This window comes from Nostoc sp. FACHB-110 (assembly GCF_014697425.1).
In the GTDB taxonomy this organism is placed as follows: domain Bacteria; phylum Cyanobacteriota; class Cyanobacteriia; order Cyanobacteriales; family Nostocaceae; genus Nostoc_B.
Map to the genome: position 1 here is coordinate 30422 of NZ_JACJRU010000013.1, position 19728 is coordinate 50149.

The window sequence follows — 19728 nt, forward strand, 5'->3', positions numbered from 1 at the left end:
TTATTGCCAGCTTTCCAAGCTAGCGACAATTTCTGCTAACCGATATTCACCACACCAAACTAAATCTAGTTTTTTAAGTTGTTCGAGACTATTACACTTATTTTCTGATTCTATATATTCACATTCGCGCTCTTCCATTGCCGCTAATAAATCTCGGAAGATGAGGACTTCATCAAACTGAGGATTCGTTTCTGGATCGTCTAATATGGCTGTGACTCGCTGTTGTGGTAGGTCTTGCAGTGTATTTAAAATAAACTTCGTTGGAAAGTCTACATTTTGTAAGGCTGGATGTCTTTTAACTAAACCTGCCACTAAGACTCCTAAATAAGCAGAGGCTTGTGCATTATCTAATGTTTGCACTTGACGAGCCGCAATTTTAGTTAAATTTTGATAAAACGGGCAACCCAATTGTTGCTCAATGGCGGTAATTGGGTCTGCAACTGTGGAGACTTGTATTTGCGCCGCAAAAAATTTCCGCTGTTCTTGTGGTAAGTGATGAAGTAAGACTTGCTGGGCGCGATCGCTAATAATCATCTCACCATCTAAGCCAAAACTAAAGTCTGTTCCTGGTGCTAAACCTGCATTCACTAAAATGTTAAAGACATTACTTTGGGCTTGTTGCTGCATCTGTTGATATCGAAATTGCCCCAGACAACTTTCAAAAAACCAGCTGTGACTTTCAGCATCACATTCCAGTAACACTTCATTGACCATCAAATCAGTGAATTTTTCTTCGCCGATAATATTTTGCCATCGCATGGTCAATTTTTGAAGAGCGGTAGTGTCACGCCTACGTAGCGCCTGAATTAATTGACGCTTGGCAGTTGTTGCATGGTCTTGGCGGCGTTTAAATAAGTTGATGTTCACGCTATTTTGCGTTTATAGCAATTCGATTACAACTCTTTTACCGTACTTAGCAATAACGTGTCATGAGTGAAATCACGGCAATATATTGAATCAACGAATTGTTGGGCAGTTACTCAGTAATAATTTTATAAAATTGGGGATCGTTAATAGAAAACCATACATAAATTATGTGCATACTTTGTTAAGTATTTTGTACCCTGGTGCATAATCTGAGGGTATTTTCTCTGAACTTGATGATTTGCTGGATGCTACTGACTTATGCTATTCATCATAATTGCTGATAAATTTTGATTTTTGCTGACAAATGCCAATGCTTAAAAAATTTATAGCAGTAATAACACTAATATATAATTAGGTAATTTTGTGTAAAAAGCTTATCTGTTGTTATGGATGGTCAAATTCTTGATACACGTTACCGGATTATCCAAGTTTTGGCTCTAGACGAAGCCGTCAAACGATATTTGGTTGAAGATGTATCAATACCCGATAAGCTGTTGATTGTCAAGCAATTAAATCCAGAAACTCAAAATCTTGAAGAATTAAAACAACTACGCAAGTCTTTTTACCAAGAAGCTGCAACTTTAAAGCAACTTGGTCAAGAACATGACTATATTCAGAAAATAGTTGACTATTTTGAAGAAGATAATCAATTTTATTTAGTTCAAGAATTCGTTATTGGTCATCAATTAACTGAAGAAGTTTTATTTGGCGTACCTGTCAACGAAGATTATGTATTGGAATTACTATTAGAAATATTAGAAATATTATTTGATGTGCATAGTAGTGATGTTATTCATCAAGATATTCGTCCTCAAAATATTATTCGCAGATATTCAGATAATAAATTAGTGTTAGTTGATTTTGGTTCTGTAGAAGAACTAGTAACAACTATAGTTGGTAATTTGGAATATGTACCTGTAGAACAATTGCAAGGTCAAGCTCAATATAACAGTGACATATACGCTTTAGGAATAGTTGCGATCGCGGCAATTATGGGTTTAACTTCTGAGGAGATAGCCAAACTGCAAAGCCAGAAACATTTGCTTACAGGTGAACTGATTTGGCATGACGGCATCACCACAGTCAGCCAAAAAATGACACGCATTATCAATAAAATGGTGCGGTTTGATTATCGCAAACGCTATCAGTCTGTAGCAGAAGTACTGTATGATTTAAGACAGCTAAAATATGTTCAGTACGAGCCACAAATACACAATACTAGAAGATTTAGGCTGATTGTCACAGGGGTAGCTAGCTTAATTACAGCTATGGTTGCTGGATGTTTGTTGCAATCGTTGAATTCCTTTAGTCATGAACAATTTATTTATCAAGAAGGCATAAGTGAATATGAGCGAGGAAACTATCAAGAAGCTATAAGTAACTTTACTCAAACTCTGGCAATTAACCCACAAAATTCTTTAGCTTATAACCATCGGGGTGATGCGTTTTATCGCTTAGGAGAATACAAAAAAGCTGAAGCAGATTCGAGTCAAGCAATTGCATTGAATCCTCAAGATGCTAATGCTTATTATGACCGTGGATTTGCTTTATTTGGGTTGGGTAAATATCAAGATGCGATCGCAGACTACACAAAGGCTATTACATTGAACTCTCAAAACCCCTACGCTTACTATGGGCGGGGTTTGGCGCGGGTGAAAGTTCAAGATTATCCAGCAGCGATGAGAGATTTTAACCAGGCGATCGCACTTAATTCGAGCTATGGTTTAGCCTATTATCATCGTGGCTTAGTCAATATTCAACTAGGTAAGAAAAAAGCAGCACTGAGGGATTTTGAAAAAGCTGAAACACTATTTCCCGAACAGGGAGACAAAGATAGTTACCAAGATACGCAACAAAAAATTAAAATGCTCCAAAAATATGAGTAATTTACATTTTTATTCGCTTTTATAAGTAAGTCGGTGTAAATAATTATTGTTGGAATAAGGCAGGGGGCAGGGAGAAAGAATTAAAAACCAATGTATTTGTCTCAGGATTTTCGTGAAATGGTATAACTTAATTTTTTCTTTGCGTGTATTACACGGAAATGAGGCTTCCCACCTCCCATGTAATACGCGGTAAAATCGGCGTTTTTATGTTAAATAATGTTTCTCTCCGTATCCCGGCTGAACCCCAAAAGGGGGTCTGTATTCAATCAGACCTCCTTTTTTCTTGAACTTGACCGATTTAGTCTAGACTCCAGTTAGATCAATAAATTTAATTGTTTCAACACCAAACCGATCACAGAGACCAGTACCTACTATCGTGACCTTCTTCCCACTTTTGTAAGCCGCCAATAGACCCTCAGTCCTTAAGAGTCCGATACCAGTAACGGCATTGTCATAGGCATAAAATCCCTGTGCAGAACAACTTGTGTTTTGATTAGGTGACAGTTTAACAGAAACGCGTGGCGTACCAGATGAGATGTCGTCTAGCCGTAATAATTGGATCGTGCCTGAATTGGTGCTTGCAAGTGCCATCGGTGCTGTTATAAGTACAAAATACCCTGCTAACCCCACGATTGTGTACTTCTTCTTAAAAATATGAAATTCTGCCATTTTCTTTTTTCCTTGGATAAGAGAAACCATAAGTACCTATATCACAGGAAAAAAACTAGTTTTTATTCTTCTTTTAAAAAGAAATAAAAACTAATGATTGTGACAAATTAGAAAAGAGTTAACGAAAATTCAAGCTTTCGCGCTAATCACAAATTAAAACTTTGAATCAAATCATGAGAGAGTTGAATTTCTGAAGCAGAACTCAAGAATGAGTTGAAAAAACACAATTGTAACTATGAACAAATAAAAAGCAGTAGGTTTTAATTAATTCAAGAACGTCTGACATTTAAACAGCACCATTCTTTTTTCTTCCATAAAGTAGCAACAACCCAACCGTTTTTTTCTAGTGCCTCTGCCACCGATTTAGATTGTTCAATTAAAATACCGCTAAAGATTGCCCAAGTGTTAGGTTTAGCGAGTGCTGTCATTTCTGGGACTAATTGAATAATCACATCAGCTAAAATATTACAGACAATACCATCGACGGGTTTTTCGAGCATTTTGCTCAAAACATCTACACTACCCTCTGCCGCAATTAACCGTTCTGGATTGACATTGTTGAGGGTGCGATTGCTAAAAGTTGATTGTACCGCTAGAGGATCGTTATCCACTGCATAAACTTTTTCGGCTCCCAATAAAACTGCGCCAATGCCTAAAATCCCCGAACCGCAGCCAATATCTGCGATGGTGACTGGTTCACCTGCTTGATTACCAACAAATGAACGCGGCACTGCGCTTAATCGCATTTCGAGTGCTTCTAAACAAAGTTGAGTGGTGGCATGATTTCCCGTACCAAAAGCCACACCAGGATCAAGACGAATTACTAACCTTTCCGTGTTCTCTGGGATTGGTAGCCATGCCGGGTTAATCAAAAAGCGATCGCCAATTTCCTGCGGTTGCCAATATTGCTTCCAACTGCTGGCCCAATCTTCTTCATCAATTAATTGCCAATGCAAGCTAGGTGCAGACATTCCCACACACAAAGCATCTTGGCGCAACCGCAACGCCAAAGCGGCTAAATCTAATAACTGTGCTTGAAATTGCGGTAGGTAAGCCTTCACCAACGACGAATTCCCCTTACGTTCGCTCGCTGTCCCTCGGCTACCAAAATCTTCCAACCGCCAAAAGATAGAATCTTCTAGCTCTGGTTCACATAAAATTTGCAGTTCCCACCAAGTGTTTGCCATATCTGAAGTATGAAGTGTGAAGTATGAAGTATGAAGTGTGAAATTTCATTCTTCATCCTTCATCCTTCATCTTTTTTAAAGTGTTACTGTATAAGCGTCACGAATGCCTGGTACTTTGGTGATTTCTGCCAAAATGCCATCGGGTAGAGGGTCATCAATACTCAAAGCCATCACCGCATCACCACGGACAATTTTCCGGCCTACCTGCATACTAGCAATGTTGACATTAAAACTGCCGAGGAGAGAACCGAGTTTACCGATAATTCCTGGCATATCGCGGTGCAGTGTGAACAGCATATGCTTGCTGGGAGGAACGTTAATCGGGAAGCCGTCAACGTCTGTTAAGTGAATTTCTTTTTCACCCAACAAAGCACCTGTAACTGAGTGAGTACCTAAAGTACCTGTGGCTTCTAGACGTAAAGAACCAGCATAGTCACGTACGGAAGCATCTCTTGTTTCGATGACGCGAATTCCCCGTTCTTTGGCTTCGATATTAGCATTAACGTAGTTTACTCGTTCCCGCAGTGCTTGGTAAAGTAGACCTTTTAAAGCGGCAATTACTAAAGGCTGACTCTTGTTGCTTGCTAGTTCACCTTGTAGTCTTACTGTCAGTGTTTCTACGCGCCCGCCTGCTAACTGGCCTACCAAGTTACCTAAGGTTTCTGCCAACTGCATATAAGGTTTGAGTTCTTCTAAAACATCGGGGCCGAGTCCAGGAATGTTGACAGCAGAACGGGCGGGAAGTCCCAACAAAACATCGCGGATTTGTTCGGCTACATCAATTGCGACGTTAACTTGCGCTTCTGTGGTGGAGGCTCCCAAGTGGGGGGTGAGGATGATGTCTTTACCAAGCGATCGCAATTCCGATTCACCCAAAGGTTCTGACTCGAACACATCTAACGCTGCGCCAGCGATTTTCCCTTCTTTGATAGCTGCGGCTAAAGCTGCTTCATCAATGATCCCCCCACGCGCGCAGTTAATAATCCGCGCTGCTGGCTTCATTTTTGCCAAAGTTGTGGCGTTGATTAAATGGGTAGTTTCTGCCGTTTTGGGAATGTGGAGTGTAATGTAGTCAGCTTGTTGGAAAAGTAAATCCAACTCTACTAACTGACAACCAATTTGTTCTGCTCTTTCATTAGAAATAAAAGGATCGTAAGCGAGTAATTTCATTCCCATTGCCTTAGCCACAGCCGCAACGTGGGAACCAATTTTACCTAAACCAACAATACCGAGAGTCTTTTTGTAAACTTCTGCACCGACAAAAGTTTTGCGATCCCATTCACCGCTCTTTACTGAAGCGTTAGCATCTGGAATGTGACGTGACAAAGCCAGCATCATTGCCAATGCGTGTTCTGCTGCTGCGATCGTATTTCCTTCAGGAGAATTAACTACAACAATACCTTTGCGTGTAGCAGCAGGCACATCAACATTATCCACGCCTACACCAGCACGACCAATAATTTTTAACTGCGTACCAGCTTCAATAATTTCTTCTGTCACCCTTGTACCAGAACGAATCATGAGCGCATCATATTCGCCAATAATTTCAATTAATTCTGCGGGTTTTAGACTAGTTTTGACATCAACCGTAGCAACCTGGGAAAGAATGTCAATTCCAGCTTGATCAATAGGATCGGAGACGAGAACCTTGGACATGATTACTTCATTTAAATCTAGAGGTTTTGCTGCACAAGACTTTTTAGTTTAGTCTTTATCGGTTACAATTCAGCAAAAATATTCGTTTAACTATAGAACTCTTGCACGAGGGCGACTTGAAGTCGCGGCTACACAGGCAAAACTATCAAAACTAGGAAGCGACTGGTGTGACTTCAAGGAAATCCGAATAGATGTTATCCTCTTTTAACAACGTCTGGAAAAGTTGACTCAAGTCGGGAAACTCCCAACGCACTGGCCTAACTTTTCGCAAAATCCAAAATCTCAAATTTTCTGACGCTGCCTCCTAGTCTCTCAAAATGAGTGGCGGTTAATACACCCTCTGGTAAATATAAACCAATAAGAGATACAAAAAACAAAGATATTTATTAATTCTGGTGGGAAGATCCTATGGGAAACGAAGTGGTGTTTGGAGATGAAAGCCACGGCAGAGTCTTGATGACACAGCGAAAATGTGCGAAGCCTAACTCATAGTGAGTCAACAACCCCGCCTTTTGGGGGGATAGCCTTGGTCGGGGTTTCAAGCCTCGAAAAATTCCCAATTCCCTACACCCCATACCCTACACCCGCGCGCAGCGCTTGACAATGATTGATGTTTTAACTACGTAGTTGCACAGGCATAGCTAAATAAGTCATCTTCAACCCGCCCAAAGGTGTAAAAATTACTGGTGTGAGGTTTTGATTGATGTGCATTTGAATTTCTGAAGATGGTAAAGCTTTTAAACCTTCCATTAGATACTTAACGTTAAAAGCAATCTCGATATCTTCTCCAGAAATTTCTGCCGACATTGACTCTCTACCGCTACCCATTTCTTGGGCCTCACAAGATAATGTCAGTTCTTGGGCGGCTTGATCAATGGTGAGTTTAACTATATTATTTTTTTGATCTGCTAGCACCGCAATTCTTTCTAAGGTGCTGAGAAATTGTTTGCGGTCAACTGTGACTTGTCGCTCAAATTGACGGGGAATAAGTTGTCGATATGCTGGATATTGCCCTTCTAAGGTACGACTAGTTAAGCGTTGATTTTGCAAATCAAAAACTACTTGACCTTGGTCTAAATATAAAGATATTGGTTCATCGGAATTAGCATTATGCGCCAACATCCTTTCTAATTCTCGTAAAGCTTTGCTGGGTACTGTCACTTCTAATTGGCCACTTCCCCCCAAAGGACGCTCATTTGTAGTTTCTACCACAGCCAAGCGATGTCCATCAGTAGCACCAAATTCTAAGGTATCTTGTTTGACACTCAAATGTACCCCGGTCAGAACTTGCTTAGTTTCATCGGCACTAGTGGCAAATAAAGAGCCTTTGAGTCCTTCAATTAAGGCGGCTGCGGTTAAATAAATTGGTTCGGTATTTTCAATTACCGGGAGTTCAGGAAATTCTTCGGCACTCATGGCGCGTAATTGATAATATCCGCTTTTGGGCGTGAGGGTGACAATTAAGCCTTCGCCTGTCGATGCTTCTGAGGCTTCGTCATCTAAGGTGATTTCGCCCTCTGGCAGACGAGAGGTAATATCTACTAACAGTTTAGCTGGCAGTGCGATCGCTCCGCCTTGCCAAACTTCGGCGTTGAAGCTGGTACGGATACCTAAACTTAAATCAAAAGCAGTTAAACTGACTTGGTTAGTTTCTGCATCTGCTTGCAACAATATATTAGCCAAGACTGGGTGATTCGGCCTTGAAGGTACAGCACGGCTGACAAGTGAAAGATTCGCGCTTAGATCGCTTTGAGAACAAAGTAATTTCATATTTTAGTAATTTAGATTAGCTGTCATAAAATGCGTAGGCACTCGCACTCTCGCCTAGGGCAAAATCTACAAGCGATAGTTGACGTTGAAGTAAAAACCATCATCTTGAGCATTTTTACCACGGTCATCTAAGTCAACTAAGGGAAGACCATAATCTAGTCTGACATCTAGTTGTGGTAGTGGTTGGAATAAAATGCCTAGTCCTAAACCAGCGAGAAATTTTTGGCGTTGTAAGGTATTGGGGTTATCATCTACGTTCCAGACATAAGCCATATCAAAGAAAGGCGCGACTTGCAATGTAGCGTTACCTGATGCGTCTCTTTCTACTGTTAGGCGGTCTTCTAGAGAAAAGCGCACGCCGTTGTCACCAGCGCGGACGTTTTGGCGATAACCACGGACTGACTGACCACCACCAACAACAAATTGCTGGGAAGGTAATAAGCCGTTGGGGGTTATTTGTAATTCTGCTTGAGCTATCAAGATATTATCTGTACTCAGGCGTTGTACTCGTTGAGCTTGGGCTAACCAACTAAAAAAGCGTCCGTCGGGAATCGGGCTGGGATTGCTGGTAGCATCAAATATACCAATACCGAAACTAAATAGCGATCGCAATGCCCAAGCACCATTTAGATCCCGCACTACATAATCTTGACCAAATTTAATAACACGGGTGCGGCTGTTCCCATCGTCATCAGGGCCAAAGCCGAAGGGTGTTGGCCCGGCAAAGGTAAAGGTTTGACCATTCTGCACCGCAAAACCTAAAGATAAAGCTAATTCTTCGCGGGGTGTTCTAATTAGTGGTTGTCTAAAACTCACTTCGTACAGTTCGGATTCACCACTAATATCTAAGCTCTTAAACGGTTCTTGAACAACATTAGTATCATTGAGTGAGGCCCGCAATTGTAATGTGCCATTCATTGGATTTAAAGGCAGGCGATAGTTAAAATCATATACATTTGCGCCTCCTTGGGTAGTGCGATAATAAGCTGCGGTAAGTTCATCACCATTACCTGTGAGGTTGCGATAACTTGCATTTACGCCCAATCTTTCCGAACCGATGCTAGGGGGTGAATAGTTGTCTACGCTAAAAAAGGCATTAAATTGTTGGGCTTCTGTTACCCTGACTACGAGAATACTTTTACCAACACCACTACCAGCGCGTAAACTCGCTTCTACATTGGAAAATAAAGGATCAGCCCGTAATAGTCGTAATTGGTCTTCTAATGCAGATGTTAACAGAGGTTTGCTAGAACCTAAAGCTATACGCGATCGCACATATTCAGGATTTAATCGCTTCGTACCTTCAACTTCAATTTTCTCGACACCACCCTCAATCGCCCGAATTTCTACAACTCCATTATTAACAGTTTGGTCTACTAAAATAGCTCTGGAAGTAATGTAACCTTTATCTAAATAAAGCTGAGTAATCGCATCAGCAACTTTGCGTAGTTCTTCTATCGTCACCTCACGCCCTTCCACTGGCTGAGTAATCGATTTAAATGTATCTGCGTTAAAAATAGTACTACCGATAACATTGATTTTTTCTACTCTAATAGTTTGCGAACTTTCGGTAGTCGGGGTTTCTGGCGTAGGTGTAGGAGTTGGCTGTATAGATGGTTCTGATTGTGGTGGTAAAGGTGTTGGGGTTGTGTTTGGCTGGGGAAAGCGGTTTTGATTGGCATCTCCGGCTGGGTTTGGTGCTTGTGCTAGTGATGGCCAAGTGAAAATTACCCAGGCAAAACTAAAAACTAAGCTAGTAGATAGCAATTTTATAGATTTTTGTAATGAAATAATCTGTAAATTTGGCATTTTAAATTTTGACTATCAAAAATCAACCCTATGTAAGATTTATTCTTTCTGTTTTTGATGTATTATGCGTGCTTTTTATTATTTTTTAATATGGTTCGCCAATTAAACTAAATCCTGCCCAATATTTCGGATTAGGATACTGCTTCATTGTGGCTAATATCGCCTTTTGTAAAGCTTGGGATTTATTAGGCTTTTGTTTTAATTGCAGATAAAATTCCGTAGTTAGCATGGATGTTGGTGTATCTGATGCTGCCCATTGCGAGATAATAATACTAGGCACGCCAGATGTCATCAGTGCCAAAGATAAACCTTGGATACCGTTACCTAAGCTACTATTTCCTGATTCACCAGCACTGATAAAAGCTAACCTCGCGCGTAAACGTTTACCTTTTGGTTGGTTATATAAGTTGAGAATTTCGCTGGTGGTAAGGAGTCCGGTATTCTCTCCCGCTAATGCAACTCCGCCAGGAATACCTTGTCTTTTGATATCATCTAATACACCATAAGTTGCTAGATGAATGATTTTCGCTTTGGGTAATAAAGGAAGTATTGCGGCTTTACTTGCTTGACTACCAATGAAAGCTTTGGTTTTAAATAAATCAGCAACAGCTAAAGCTTCTTGTTCGGAATTTATGAGTTGTGGTAAAGGTTGGGGTGCTTGATTAATTGCATGGGAAATTTTTGGCATGGTAGGATTACCCACAACCACAACTTTACTTCCGCCTGTTCTACCTCTTTGTTCTTTAGCTAACTGCAAGATTTGAATTGCTGGTACAGTTGAAATTGGATGTTTTTCAATTAAATATTTACCAGAAATATCAATTAAAGCGGAGAAAGGTACAAATAATAACTCATCTTGAGGGATGAAAATTATTTGGGCTTGCGGATTATCAGGTAATAAATCAGCAATAGGTTTAATTAATAGTTGATGTAATTGTAATAACGGATTGACAAGCTTTTGGGTTTGGTTATCTTGACTATTGATGCCCAGATATTTAGGAACACTGGCAACTATTTCAGAAATGGAATTAGTGGAAGTGAAAGTATTTTCTGGTGTGGGTTTGACTTTACGGAAGGTAATTTTACCTGTGGGCTGAATTACCCAAATATATAAGCCATCATCAGGAATAAGAGAATATTTGACTAAAGTAGCTTTTTGTGATTTGGCAATTTTTTGAATATCAATAATTGTCGGTAAAATAATTGATTTATGTGCAGTTTTTAAATTATTATCTTTGGCTTCCGCAGCTAACCGCATTCCCATTAATTGTAGAAATGTCATAATACTGCCTTGTTCAGCTATTTCTAAGGCGGCTTCTGGCTGATTTTGGGTAATTAAAACTTGTTGTAGTAAGCGATAGGTATTGTTTTGTTCCGCAGCGTAATCAATTGTGTTGCCTAAATCTAAACGTAGGGATGTCCAAGTTTTAATACTTTCTTGTAGGGTTGTTTTAGCTTCATCGAATTTGTTTGAGTTGAGATAAACAAAGGCTAGGTTATTTAAAGCTGTCCCTTGGGTGTAATTATCTTTATTGGCTTTAGCGGAGTTTAATTGTTCTTGATATAATGCTACGGCTTGCTCGTATTCTTTGGCAAAAGTGTAAGCGCGTCCTAGTTGTCTGATGACTTCAGATTTTTGGGTTTTATCGGTAAGTTGTAGCTGTTGTTGATAAAATGCGATCGCAGCTTGAAAGTCACCTTGCGTTTGATAGGTTTGGGCTATCTGTTTAAATGTCAAACTGACGATAGTATTATTATTTAATTGCTGGGCTAATTTTAACTGTTGTTGATAAGTTGCGATCGCTTGGTTATACTGCCCTAATTTACGATAAGTTGCAGCGAGGTTTTGTAAGGAATCTATTTGCAGTTGATAGTTATTATTGTCTTTAGCGGTTGTGAATTGTTGGGAATAAAAAGCAATCGCTTGTTTATACTCAGTCGCCGCATCATGATCTAAACCAACGTTACCTAAAAAAGCGGCTTCTCTGTCGGGATTACCAATTTCTTTTTTAAGCGCAGTGGCTTGTGTTTGATATTTTTTAGCTAATTTTTCATCGCCCAGGGTGATATATGTATTGCTGAGATGTTCAAAAATTTGTACTGTCAGCGATTGGTTAGGAAAATTTTGAGTTAGTTGTAAACTTTGGTTGTAATAGTTAATGGCTGTTCTATATCTACCGAGAGTAAAGTAAGCGTCACCGATGCGAAATAAAGCTGTGGCTTCTCCGGTGCGATCGCCTGTTATTTGATATAGTTTGAGTGATTCTTGTAATGATGCTAAGGCTGATTTAAATTGTCCGTTTGTGAGTTGTCTATTACCGAGGTTTAAGAGTAAGTTGGCGCGATATTGTTGTGCGTCTAATGATTTGGCGGGAAGGGGGGAGAGGAAGAGGAGGAGGATTATTGTTAATAATAGATGGGGTTTCATAGTCTTTTTTATTTCGCGCAAAGGCGCAAAGGCGCAAAGAAGAAAAATTTGCTTTTAATCAAATCCTGGGGGGAGTTCTAAGGGTGAGAGTTTATCTGGTTGGGATGGTGTGGGAGAGTTGGGATTAGGGGTGTTGTTGGTTGGGGATGGGGAGGTTCCAGGGGGTTGTGCGGGTTGGGTTGTGGGTGGTGGGGGTGTAGTTGGGATTTCTGGTTTCGCGCCTTCTAATTGTGGTAGTTGTGGTTGATTGGTTGCAGAATTAGGTGGTAAAAAAGTTTCTATGGTGACGGAACGAGTTACTTTTTCACCAGTGGAATTGGTAACTTGTAAAGTGATGGTTTCGCTACCGGGTTGTTGATTAACTGGGTAGGGTATTGTACCGTTACGAGGGATGTCTCCGGGTGCGGGAAGAAGTTCGACTTTAATGTTATTACTACCTTCGACTTTCCAAGATAAGTTGAGGGGTTTGTTTGGTTTAAGGGGATTAATTACTATGGGATATTTGGGTAAGGGGTTGTTACCATCAATTTTAAATTCGAGAATTTTGCTGGGTAGAGGTTGGACTTTTACTAAGTCTGTTTTTTGAGTAATACTTGGTTTATCTGTGTCGGTTTTGGTAAATATTTGCAGTTCAAATATATAGTCGCCTGCGCCGCGATTGTTAGCAGGAATTTTACGACAATTTAGTTGATTATCTTGTTGGTTACAGAAGGCTTTGAGTGTGTCGGGAATGCCTTGAGTAACATTATAAGTTTGCAGTGGACTGTTGACTAAATTTTCTGGCGATCGCCCAATTACTCGTAATTCTTTGATTTTATCTAAATCGTTAATTTTCCAGTGGAGGCGAATGGTGTCGGGGCTAATTTTGTTAGTGCTAGGTTTAACTTCTTGGTAAACCGATTGTGCTGGGGAAAATTCTAAAATTTGTGGTGGGGGAATGGGGACGATTTTAATCGTATTGGTTTTAATTGTGTCGGCTGGTAAGTCGGGATTATTATTAGCGAATGTTTGTAGTTGAAAAGTATAATCTCCTGGTTTACGCGCATCGCTAGGGACGTTAGAACAAGTTAATACTGCACCCATTTGGCAGAATGGTTGTAGTTCTTGGGGTAGTTTACCGTTGAAGTTATAAACTATTGGTTGTACCGCCGCCGTACCATCAGCAAATAAACCAGTTAAAGATATAGTTTGCAATTTTTTGGGGTGGCGAATTTGCCAACTTAAGCGAATAAAATCATTGTTGGATGCTTGATAAGTAGAGTCAGAGGAGAGAAATTGTAAGATTTTGGGAACTGCGGGGGGACTGAATAACCACAGCCAAATTAAAAATGCAATTGCACCGATAATTCCCAAAGCCGTCAGTAATACGAGTAAAAATTGCCACCAGGGACGCGGTTCCCAAATTAAGCTTCCGGGTAAAGCGGGGTTTGGTAAAGGTATTTGTTGCTGATCTACTAATTCAATGCGAAAATTCAGCAATCTTCCCGCGCCGAACATCGGACGATACCACCATTTCACAGGTGTGACTGTTACTTGGGTTGCAGCTTTTTCCCCTGGTAATACACGTAAAACCGTTGGCGAAGTTACGTAAGTACATACCTTATCTTCATCGACAGGAACTGCTTGACAAGTAATTTCCCTAACCGTATTACCCGCATTCGTGAATTTAACTTCAAAAGTTCCACCTTTGCGTCTCACCCGATTTACCACAATCAGCATTTCTGCATTCAGCAGGTAAGACGGTAAAATTTCCCAGTAAATTACATCCAACAGCATCAAATCAGGGTTGTTGGCGGAGTACAAGCGGATGCTAGGGTAATAAAGTCCGGCGTTTGCGCCTAGGGGTGGTTGGAACTGAAGTAATATTTCTCCTTTTTCGCCGGGGTTGAGATTCAAACCCATATTCGGGATGACAAGTCCGGCGGTTTCCAAACCTTCAGGATAGCGGATACTCACCCACTCTTGGGGTAAATCGAGACAACTGAGACGAAATCTATCTACCCTATCCGAACGATTGTGAACATTGACATTAACTTGTAAGATTCCGCCTGGGGGAATTTTGGCAGGCGATCGCGAACTTGTTAAAGGTAGTAAGCTAAAAGTTGGGTCACTAACTCTAACTACCGTTTCAATTGCAGGCAAAACCTGAATTTTTGCCCCATGTCGAATAGGCGTATCTTCAGGATAATGTAGGGGCGCATCAACAACAATTGCATAGTTATAAGTGCTAGGAATTGCTGTGACAGGTACGTTAAATTCAAATAACACCTCACCCACAGAGTTAGGGCTAAGTGCTAACCTTTGCTTTGGTGCATCACACCATTGAATTAATTGCGGTGATAATTCATCAATAAAAATATCAATTAATGCACTTTCTTGACCTTTATTTGTGACTGTGACATTAATTTCAAATTTTGCCCCAGCCTGGACTGCATAATCACCAGAAGGATTAAAAATAATCGCCAGAGGATTTCCCGGCGCAAGGGTTTGTTGCAGGTTTTGTTGTTGAATACCGCGTTTTGCTGCCAAATTAACGCGATATTTCACCTCACCACCAGTTAATATTTGCTGGACAAAACCTTCGTCAACTAATTCATCTAATAAAGCTAAAGTTGCTTGTTGATTTAAATCTAAATGAATTGATACTTGGGTAAGGGTAACGCTATCAGGATGCTTAATTAACCACTGGACTATTTTGCGCTGCTGTGGGGGTAACAGTAACACATCTGCCATACTCAAACCGAGTTGGGAATTACTAGTTCTTGAATTTATGGCAGTCATGTTTACACCCCAAAAAGTAAAAAGTAAAAAGGTAAAAGTAAAAAGTATTTTAACTACGTCTATAAGTATTCATCATTATTGTTTACAACCAACATTTTTATTCAAATCTCTAATATCTAACCTGACTTTATTATCTTCATTACCACTAATAATCAAAATTTTATTCTTCACAACTTTCACATCTACACTATTAAATCGTTGTTTTTCTTTACGTATTTCTTGACCAACCGGAGAAATTCTTCTACCCGCTTGAGTTAAAGACCATAGCATAACGCGATTATCATCACCACCACTAGCTAAATAACAACCATCTCGACTCAACGCCACAGAACGCACTGCTTTTCCACCATGACCATCAGACCATTTATCTAAAATTTGACATTGATTATTACTATTTTTTAAACATTGGTTCATATTCCATAATGTAATTTGTCCCCTATTATCGGCTGTTGCTAATAAATGCGGTTTGTATTCAGGACTATTAAGACTGACGATATAATCATTTTGACTACCTGGGGGATTATAGGGGATTTTCCATAATTTATCTTGGCTAAAATTCCAGATAACTAAATTGTTATATCTCCCACCAATCACTAAATTTTGTTTATCTTGTCCAACAGTCGCCAGCGTATATACAGGAAACTTCACATCCTTATAATTAATTGGTTTTTCTAAAGTTTTCTCATCGTCTAACAGCGCACTATTTAAATCCCATTGCACAACTAGACCACTACCATGACCACTAAATAAAAAGTGGGAATCTTGGCTAAATTCTAAGCCTAAAACTCGGTCTGCTTTATTAAGTGAAAAAGTTGCCTTTGGTTTTTTTGTCCAGCCAAGTACATCCCAAATTTGAATTTCGCCGTTTTCTAAACCTGCGGCGACTACATCATTACCCACAGGTTTATAACGCACAATTCGCACAGACTTACCAATCTTTCTAGCCATTCTGCCATCATCTTGATTAACTAAGGGATTAGTAAAACCTGCGATATTCCATCTAATTATACTTTGGTCTTGGGAACTACTAACGGCGCGATCGCCTACTCCATTAAACTGTACAAATGTTACAGCATCACGATGACCAAAAAATGGGTTATCAGGATTTAACCATGAAATATACCAAAGTAAATATAGTAAAAGACATCCTAAGCCCATCTGTAACCAAGGATGTAAAATTGGATGAATAATGAGTTGTAAATATTGATTTTCATCATTAATATTGACGCGATTATCTGGTACAATAGCCTTAACTTTAAATGCACGTTTTTGCTTCTGACCCAACCACTGCCGCCGCTTACTAATTAATAATTGTAAAGTTTTACTTTCTCCCGGATTTACTTCTACAAATTCTGGGTGTACTTCCCAAAAACATTTCCGCTTATTTTCCTCATCTTCTTTAACTTCAATACTTACCTTTTGCTGCAAATTACTGTGATTTTTGCATTCGAGTTGGTAAGTAGTATAATTAACTTTTAATTGTGGTAGCCAAGGGCGAGATGCGGGTATTTGTTGTTTTTCTGGTGTGCATTGAAAGTCAACAAACCCTGCTGGAGTAACATTAACTATCCCTTCTCGACTACTAGATGGAAGTCCATTGGGATAATTAGCCTCAATCGTAAAAGGATATGCTTGACTCGGTACTTCTTCTGCAATTGGTAACTGACATAAAAATGAAGTTTCTGCTTTATTACCTGGCGGAACTGATAATAGTTTTTCATCGCCATTAATAAACCATTGGGGTTTAAGTCCCATTGGTTTTAAAGAAACACTCGCAGGTAGCTGACTAGGATTAAAAACCCGCACTGGAATCTCAATCGTTCCCTGTGGTTGAGTTGTAAATTCTCTTATTGGTAACTCAACCTGCATCGGTACAGCACCAACACCTGCTTCAACTATCAACCGCAGCAATTGTCTGTCTTCATCCCGCAATTCCAGCGAAAAAATCCGCACAATCAAGTTCATTTTGCCGATAAAACCGACAACAGGTGTATTAGTAATTGTGACTTCAAATTTTGTACTATCCCCTGGTGGATTTTTCGCGCTCACCGCAGGTTTAATACTGTACCAATTAGTCCCCAAACTTTCACCACCACCAGCCGCAATGATTTCGATTTGAAAAGAAGCAAACTGATCACTTTCATTAACTACAGTTACATCAAAAGAAGCTGGTGAACCACCCGGTTGAAAGTTCAATACTTGAGTAGAAATTTTAGTATTAACGAGATTAACTGCCATAAATAGAGTGCTGAGTGCTGAGTATTTAAAACTCTGTGTTCCTTTGCGTTGAACTTTGCGATACTTTGCGTTAAAAAATTATTCCAACTTATTAAAAATATTTTTTAAAGCATCATGTTTAGTTGAGACAGGTGTTGCAGTTTGTTGCCGTAATTGTGTCATTCGCTTACGCTTCCAGGCAAAATTGAGAATATTAATCCCTAATTCTTGGGCGGTGCGAATTGTTTCTCGTGGTAAAGTTAACTTTTCATCTAATCCCCAAGCTAGTGATAAATCACCAATCACTAAAACAATGCCACCTGCAACTAAAATTTGCATAGGCTTTTGATTTATAGCTGGTAAAGCAGCAAATAAAAACGGTTGTGTTCGTAATGGATGATGTTTATCAAGTCGGCGTAAATCTTCTAAGGGTGTGGCTAAACTTTCAGTAATTTCTAAAATGCTTTCTAATCTATCAACTGCATCGGTAGGCGATTCTACTAATAAAACACCACCACTATCTAGATAGCTTTTGAGATTAGCTGATTCTTGGACATTTAAAATTAATGGTTCACTACCAGTAATAAATAGCAAATCATAATTAATTGCTATCGTTGGGTCTAAAAGCGGAAAATTTAGACGAGGAATTTGTTCATCGCCTTGGAGCGTATAGGTAAGACTTGCGGTATATCTTAATAAAGAAGCGAGATTGGCAAAACTACTTCCTTCTTTCGTTTCCTGACTATCAAGATGCGCTACTCTGACCACCGCCGTAGGACGCGATCGCGCAATTTTACGATAACGAAAATCCAAACTATTCAAACTAGGATAAAATACATCTTGGGGATTTTCTAAAGTTACTAATCCCGGTTGTAATAAAATTCGACATAACTCCACCTCAAAAGCATCAGGCGGTGTTGTTTTTTCATCAATCCGAAAAGTTTCTATTTCAAATTCACTTACTTGTTTGCGTTGTAAAGTATCTGGATCTACATAACGCACAACTAAATAAATTAATCTGGGTTTTTCTTCCGTAATATCAGCCGAAATATGAAAATCTATTGGTTGCGGAACCAGAATCGGATTCCCATTCACATCAATAGCAATTCCTGGCTGAATTTGTAACCATCGCCCATCGTTATATTGTGATGGTACATCCTTCGGCGCAGGAATCAAACTCACACCCAAACCTTCAACTATTCCCGGTTCATTAAGTGATTGATAATGAATATTTTGTCGCTGACGGTGATAATCATGCGATCGCTTCCACCGTTCAGCGTTAATCAATAAACCATCTTGAATTTGTAGTCGTTCTAGGGGATGAATTTCCATGATATGAAGTATGAAGTGTGAAGTATGAAGTATGAAATTTTATGCTTTATCCTTTTGACTATTGACCATTAGTTATTGACTCATCTATATAAAGTTCATAAGTACAAAAAGCGGGTTTTTCTTGGTCGATAATGTGGCGGACTAATTGTTCATCTACCTGATCTGGGCGTTGGGGACGGAGGCGAACGATAAAATGATACGGACGACCGCCACCAATCATCGCATCTTCGCCCAGGCGCGTATTACCTAATACAAAACCTTCGCCGCGAATTTCTTCAATACAAATATGTTTATCAACTTCTCTTGTAATGTGTTCATCTAAAGGTAAATCTGTATAAAGATGTATATATAAACGCAAACCTCTACGTGTTCCCCGCCAGCGATAAAGTTCAACCGCCGAACGAATTAAATAACGTTGTCGTTCGATAGTCCAACGACGATCAACAGGCCAAGCTACCCAGTGCGCGAGAAAAGGTAACAATGTCTGCGGTGCGGTCATGGGGTCGAGATAAGCCCACAACACATCCAGCGTTTGCACTGCGGGTTCAAACGCCTGTTCAAAAATCTTCAAGAAGCGACCAATAAAATCAACTTCTCGATAAACCGCAGGTAAAAACTTCGGATAAAGACTGCGGGGACGGACATATAAATTTAACCCAGCCGTTTCAACTAACTGTCTACCAGTTCCCTCCTCGGTGTAATTAACATGAATGCGACTGTGATAATCCAACACCAAAGATTGACCAGCCGCCAACGCGGGAGTTTCAAAAAAATCGGCGGGAAGTTGAAAATATAACACCACATCCATCCGCGATCGCGGCGCAAGTTCATACCCCTCCATCCCAATGCGACACCACTCAGCCGGGAAATTCCCCTCAAGGCGCACATTCAACCGCAACATCCGACTACCCAAGTTTTCCAGTTGCAAAACTATCTCACTCGGTTCCGGCGGATGAACAACCAAATCACACCCCGCGCGAATTGAGTGCTGAGTGCTGAGTGCTGAGTGCTGAGTGTTGAGTGCTGAGTGTGAAAAATCGGCTGCACTTGTACTCACTGCTAATGACTGTACCGCATCAGGTAGTTGCATAGATGTGAGTTGTAGGTGCAGGATTTGGTTAGTCAT

Annotated in this window: 12 protein-coding genes; 1 reads left to right on the forward strand and 11 read right to left on the reverse strand. The window is 40.0% G+C overall.

From position 1 onward, the window contains the following. Positions 1-867 carry a hypothetical protein gene (locus H6G69_RS14455; protein WP_190687969.1) on the reverse strand — a complete coding sequence of 289 codons (867 nt, stop codon included), beginning with the start codon at positions 865-867 and terminating at the stop codon, positions 1-3. 386 nt (positions 868-1253) lie between these two features. Between H6G69_RS14455 and H6G69_RS14460 the strand changes: the two genes are divergently transcribed. Further along, positions 1254-2753, forward strand: coding sequence for a tetratricopeptide repeat protein (locus H6G69_RS14460; RefSeq protein ID WP_190687972.1), 1500 nt, complete (start codon positions 1254-1256; stop codon positions 2751-2753). A 303-nt stretch (positions 2754-3056) separates the two neighbouring features. On the opposite strand, the gene H6G69_RS14465 is transcribed toward H6G69_RS14460, so the two are convergent. From H6G69_RS14465 to H6G69_RS14510, 10 genes are all read right to left on the reverse strand, one after another. Next, positions 3057-3452: a hypothetical protein gene (locus tag H6G69_RS14465; protein WP_190687975.1), complete on the reverse strand. Its 396-nt coding sequence runs from the start codon at positions 3450-3452 to the stop codon at positions 3057-3059. Positions 3453-3691: 239 nt separating this feature from the next. Further along, positions 3692-4609 (reverse strand): 50S ribosomal protein L11 methyltransferase, encoded by a 918-nt coding sequence (prmA, locus tag H6G69_RS14470; RefSeq protein ID WP_190687977.1) that lies wholly within the window; start codon positions 4607-4609, stop codon positions 3692-3694. A gap of 75 nt (positions 4610-4684) precedes the next feature. Beyond that, positions 4685-6265, reverse strand: coding sequence for a phosphoglycerate dehydrogenase (serA, locus tag H6G69_RS14475; RefSeq protein ID WP_190687980.1), 1581 nt, complete (start codon positions 6263-6265; stop codon positions 4685-4687). A 615-nt stretch (positions 6266-6880) separates the two neighbouring features. Further along, positions 6881-8035, reverse strand: coding sequence for a DNA polymerase III subunit beta (gene dnaN / locus H6G69_RS14480; protein WP_190687983.1), 1155 nt, complete (start codon positions 8033-8035; stop codon positions 6881-6883). A 66-nt stretch (positions 8036-8101) separates the two neighbouring features. Continuing rightward, positions 8102-9844: a ShlB/FhaC/HecB family hemolysin secretion/activation protein gene (locus H6G69_RS14485; RefSeq protein ID WP_190687986.1), complete on the reverse strand. Its 1743-nt coding sequence runs from the start codon at positions 9842-9844 to the stop codon at positions 8102-8104. An 85-nt stretch (positions 9845-9929) separates the two neighbouring features. Further along, complete coding sequence (locus H6G69_RS14490) at positions 9930-12272, reverse strand: CHAT domain-containing protein (RefSeq protein ID WP_190687988.1); 2343 nt, start codon at positions 12270-12272, stop codon at positions 9930-9932. Positions 12273-12326: 54 nt separating this feature from the next. Then, the gene (locus H6G69_RS14495; RefSeq protein WP_190687991.1) at positions 12327-15053 is read right to left on the reverse strand and encodes a hypothetical protein; all 2727 of its coding nucleotides are present in this window, start codon (positions 15051-15053) and stop codon (positions 12327-12329) included. Between the two features lie 75 nt (positions 15054-15128). Continuing rightward, on the reverse strand, positions 15129-17291 hold the full coding sequence (locus H6G69_RS14500; RefSeq protein ID WP_190687993.1) for a hypothetical protein: 2163 nt from the start codon (positions 17289-17291) through the stop codon (positions 15129-15131). 78 nt (positions 17292-17369) lie between these two features. After that, complete coding sequence (locus H6G69_RS14505) at positions 17370-18602, reverse strand: DUF4159 domain-containing protein (RefSeq protein WP_190687996.1); 1233 nt, start codon at positions 18600-18602, stop codon at positions 17370-17372. A 58-nt stretch (positions 18603-18660) separates the two neighbouring features. Next, on the reverse strand, positions 18661-19728 hold the full coding sequence (locus H6G69_RS14510; RefSeq protein ID WP_190687999.1) for a phage tail protein: 1068 nt from the start codon (positions 19726-19728) through the stop codon (positions 18661-18663).

Excerpts from the sequence above, each read along its gene's own strand:
- H6G69_RS14500 (WP_190687993.1), bottom strand. The coding sequence starts at position 17,291 with ATGGCAGTTAATCTCGTTAATACTAAAATTTCTACTCAAGTATTGAAC.
- H6G69_RS14460 (WP_190687972.1), top strand. The coding sequence starts at position 1,254 with ATGGATGGTCAAATTCTTGATACACGTTACCGGATTATCCAAGTTTTG.
- H6G69_RS14510 (WP_190687999.1), bottom strand. The coding sequence starts at position 19,728 with ATGACTAACCAAATCCTGCACCTACAACTCACATCTATGCAACTACCT.
- H6G69_RS14465 (WP_190687975.1), bottom strand. The coding sequence starts at position 3,452 with ATGGTTTCTCTTATCCAAGGAAAAAAGAAAATGGCAGAATTTCATATT.
- serA (WP_190687980.1), bottom strand. The coding sequence starts at position 6,265 with ATGTCCAAGGTTCTCGTCTCCGATCCTATTGATCAAGCTGGAATTGAC.
- H6G69_RS14490 (WP_190687988.1), bottom strand. The coding sequence starts at position 12,272 with ATGAAACCCCATCTATTATTAACAATAATCCTCCTCCTCTTCCTCTCC.
- dnaN (WP_190687983.1), bottom strand. The coding sequence starts at position 8,035 with ATGAAATTACTTTGTTCTCAAAGCGATCTAAGCGCGAATCTTTCACTT.
- H6G69_RS14485 (WP_190687986.1), bottom strand. The coding sequence starts at position 9,844 with ATGCCAAATTTACAGATTATTTCATTACAAAAATCTATAAAATTGCTA.
- H6G69_RS14505 (WP_190687996.1), bottom strand. The coding sequence starts at position 18,602 with ATGGAAATTCATCCCCTAGAACGACTACAAATTCAAGATGGTTTATTG.
- H6G69_RS14495 (WP_190687991.1), bottom strand. The coding sequence starts at position 15,053 with ATGACTGCCATAAATTCAAGAACTAGTAATTCCCAACTCGGTTTGAGT.
- prmA (WP_190687977.1), bottom strand. The coding sequence starts at position 4,609 with ATGGCAAACACTTGGTGGGAACTGCAAATTTTATGTGAACCAGAGCTA.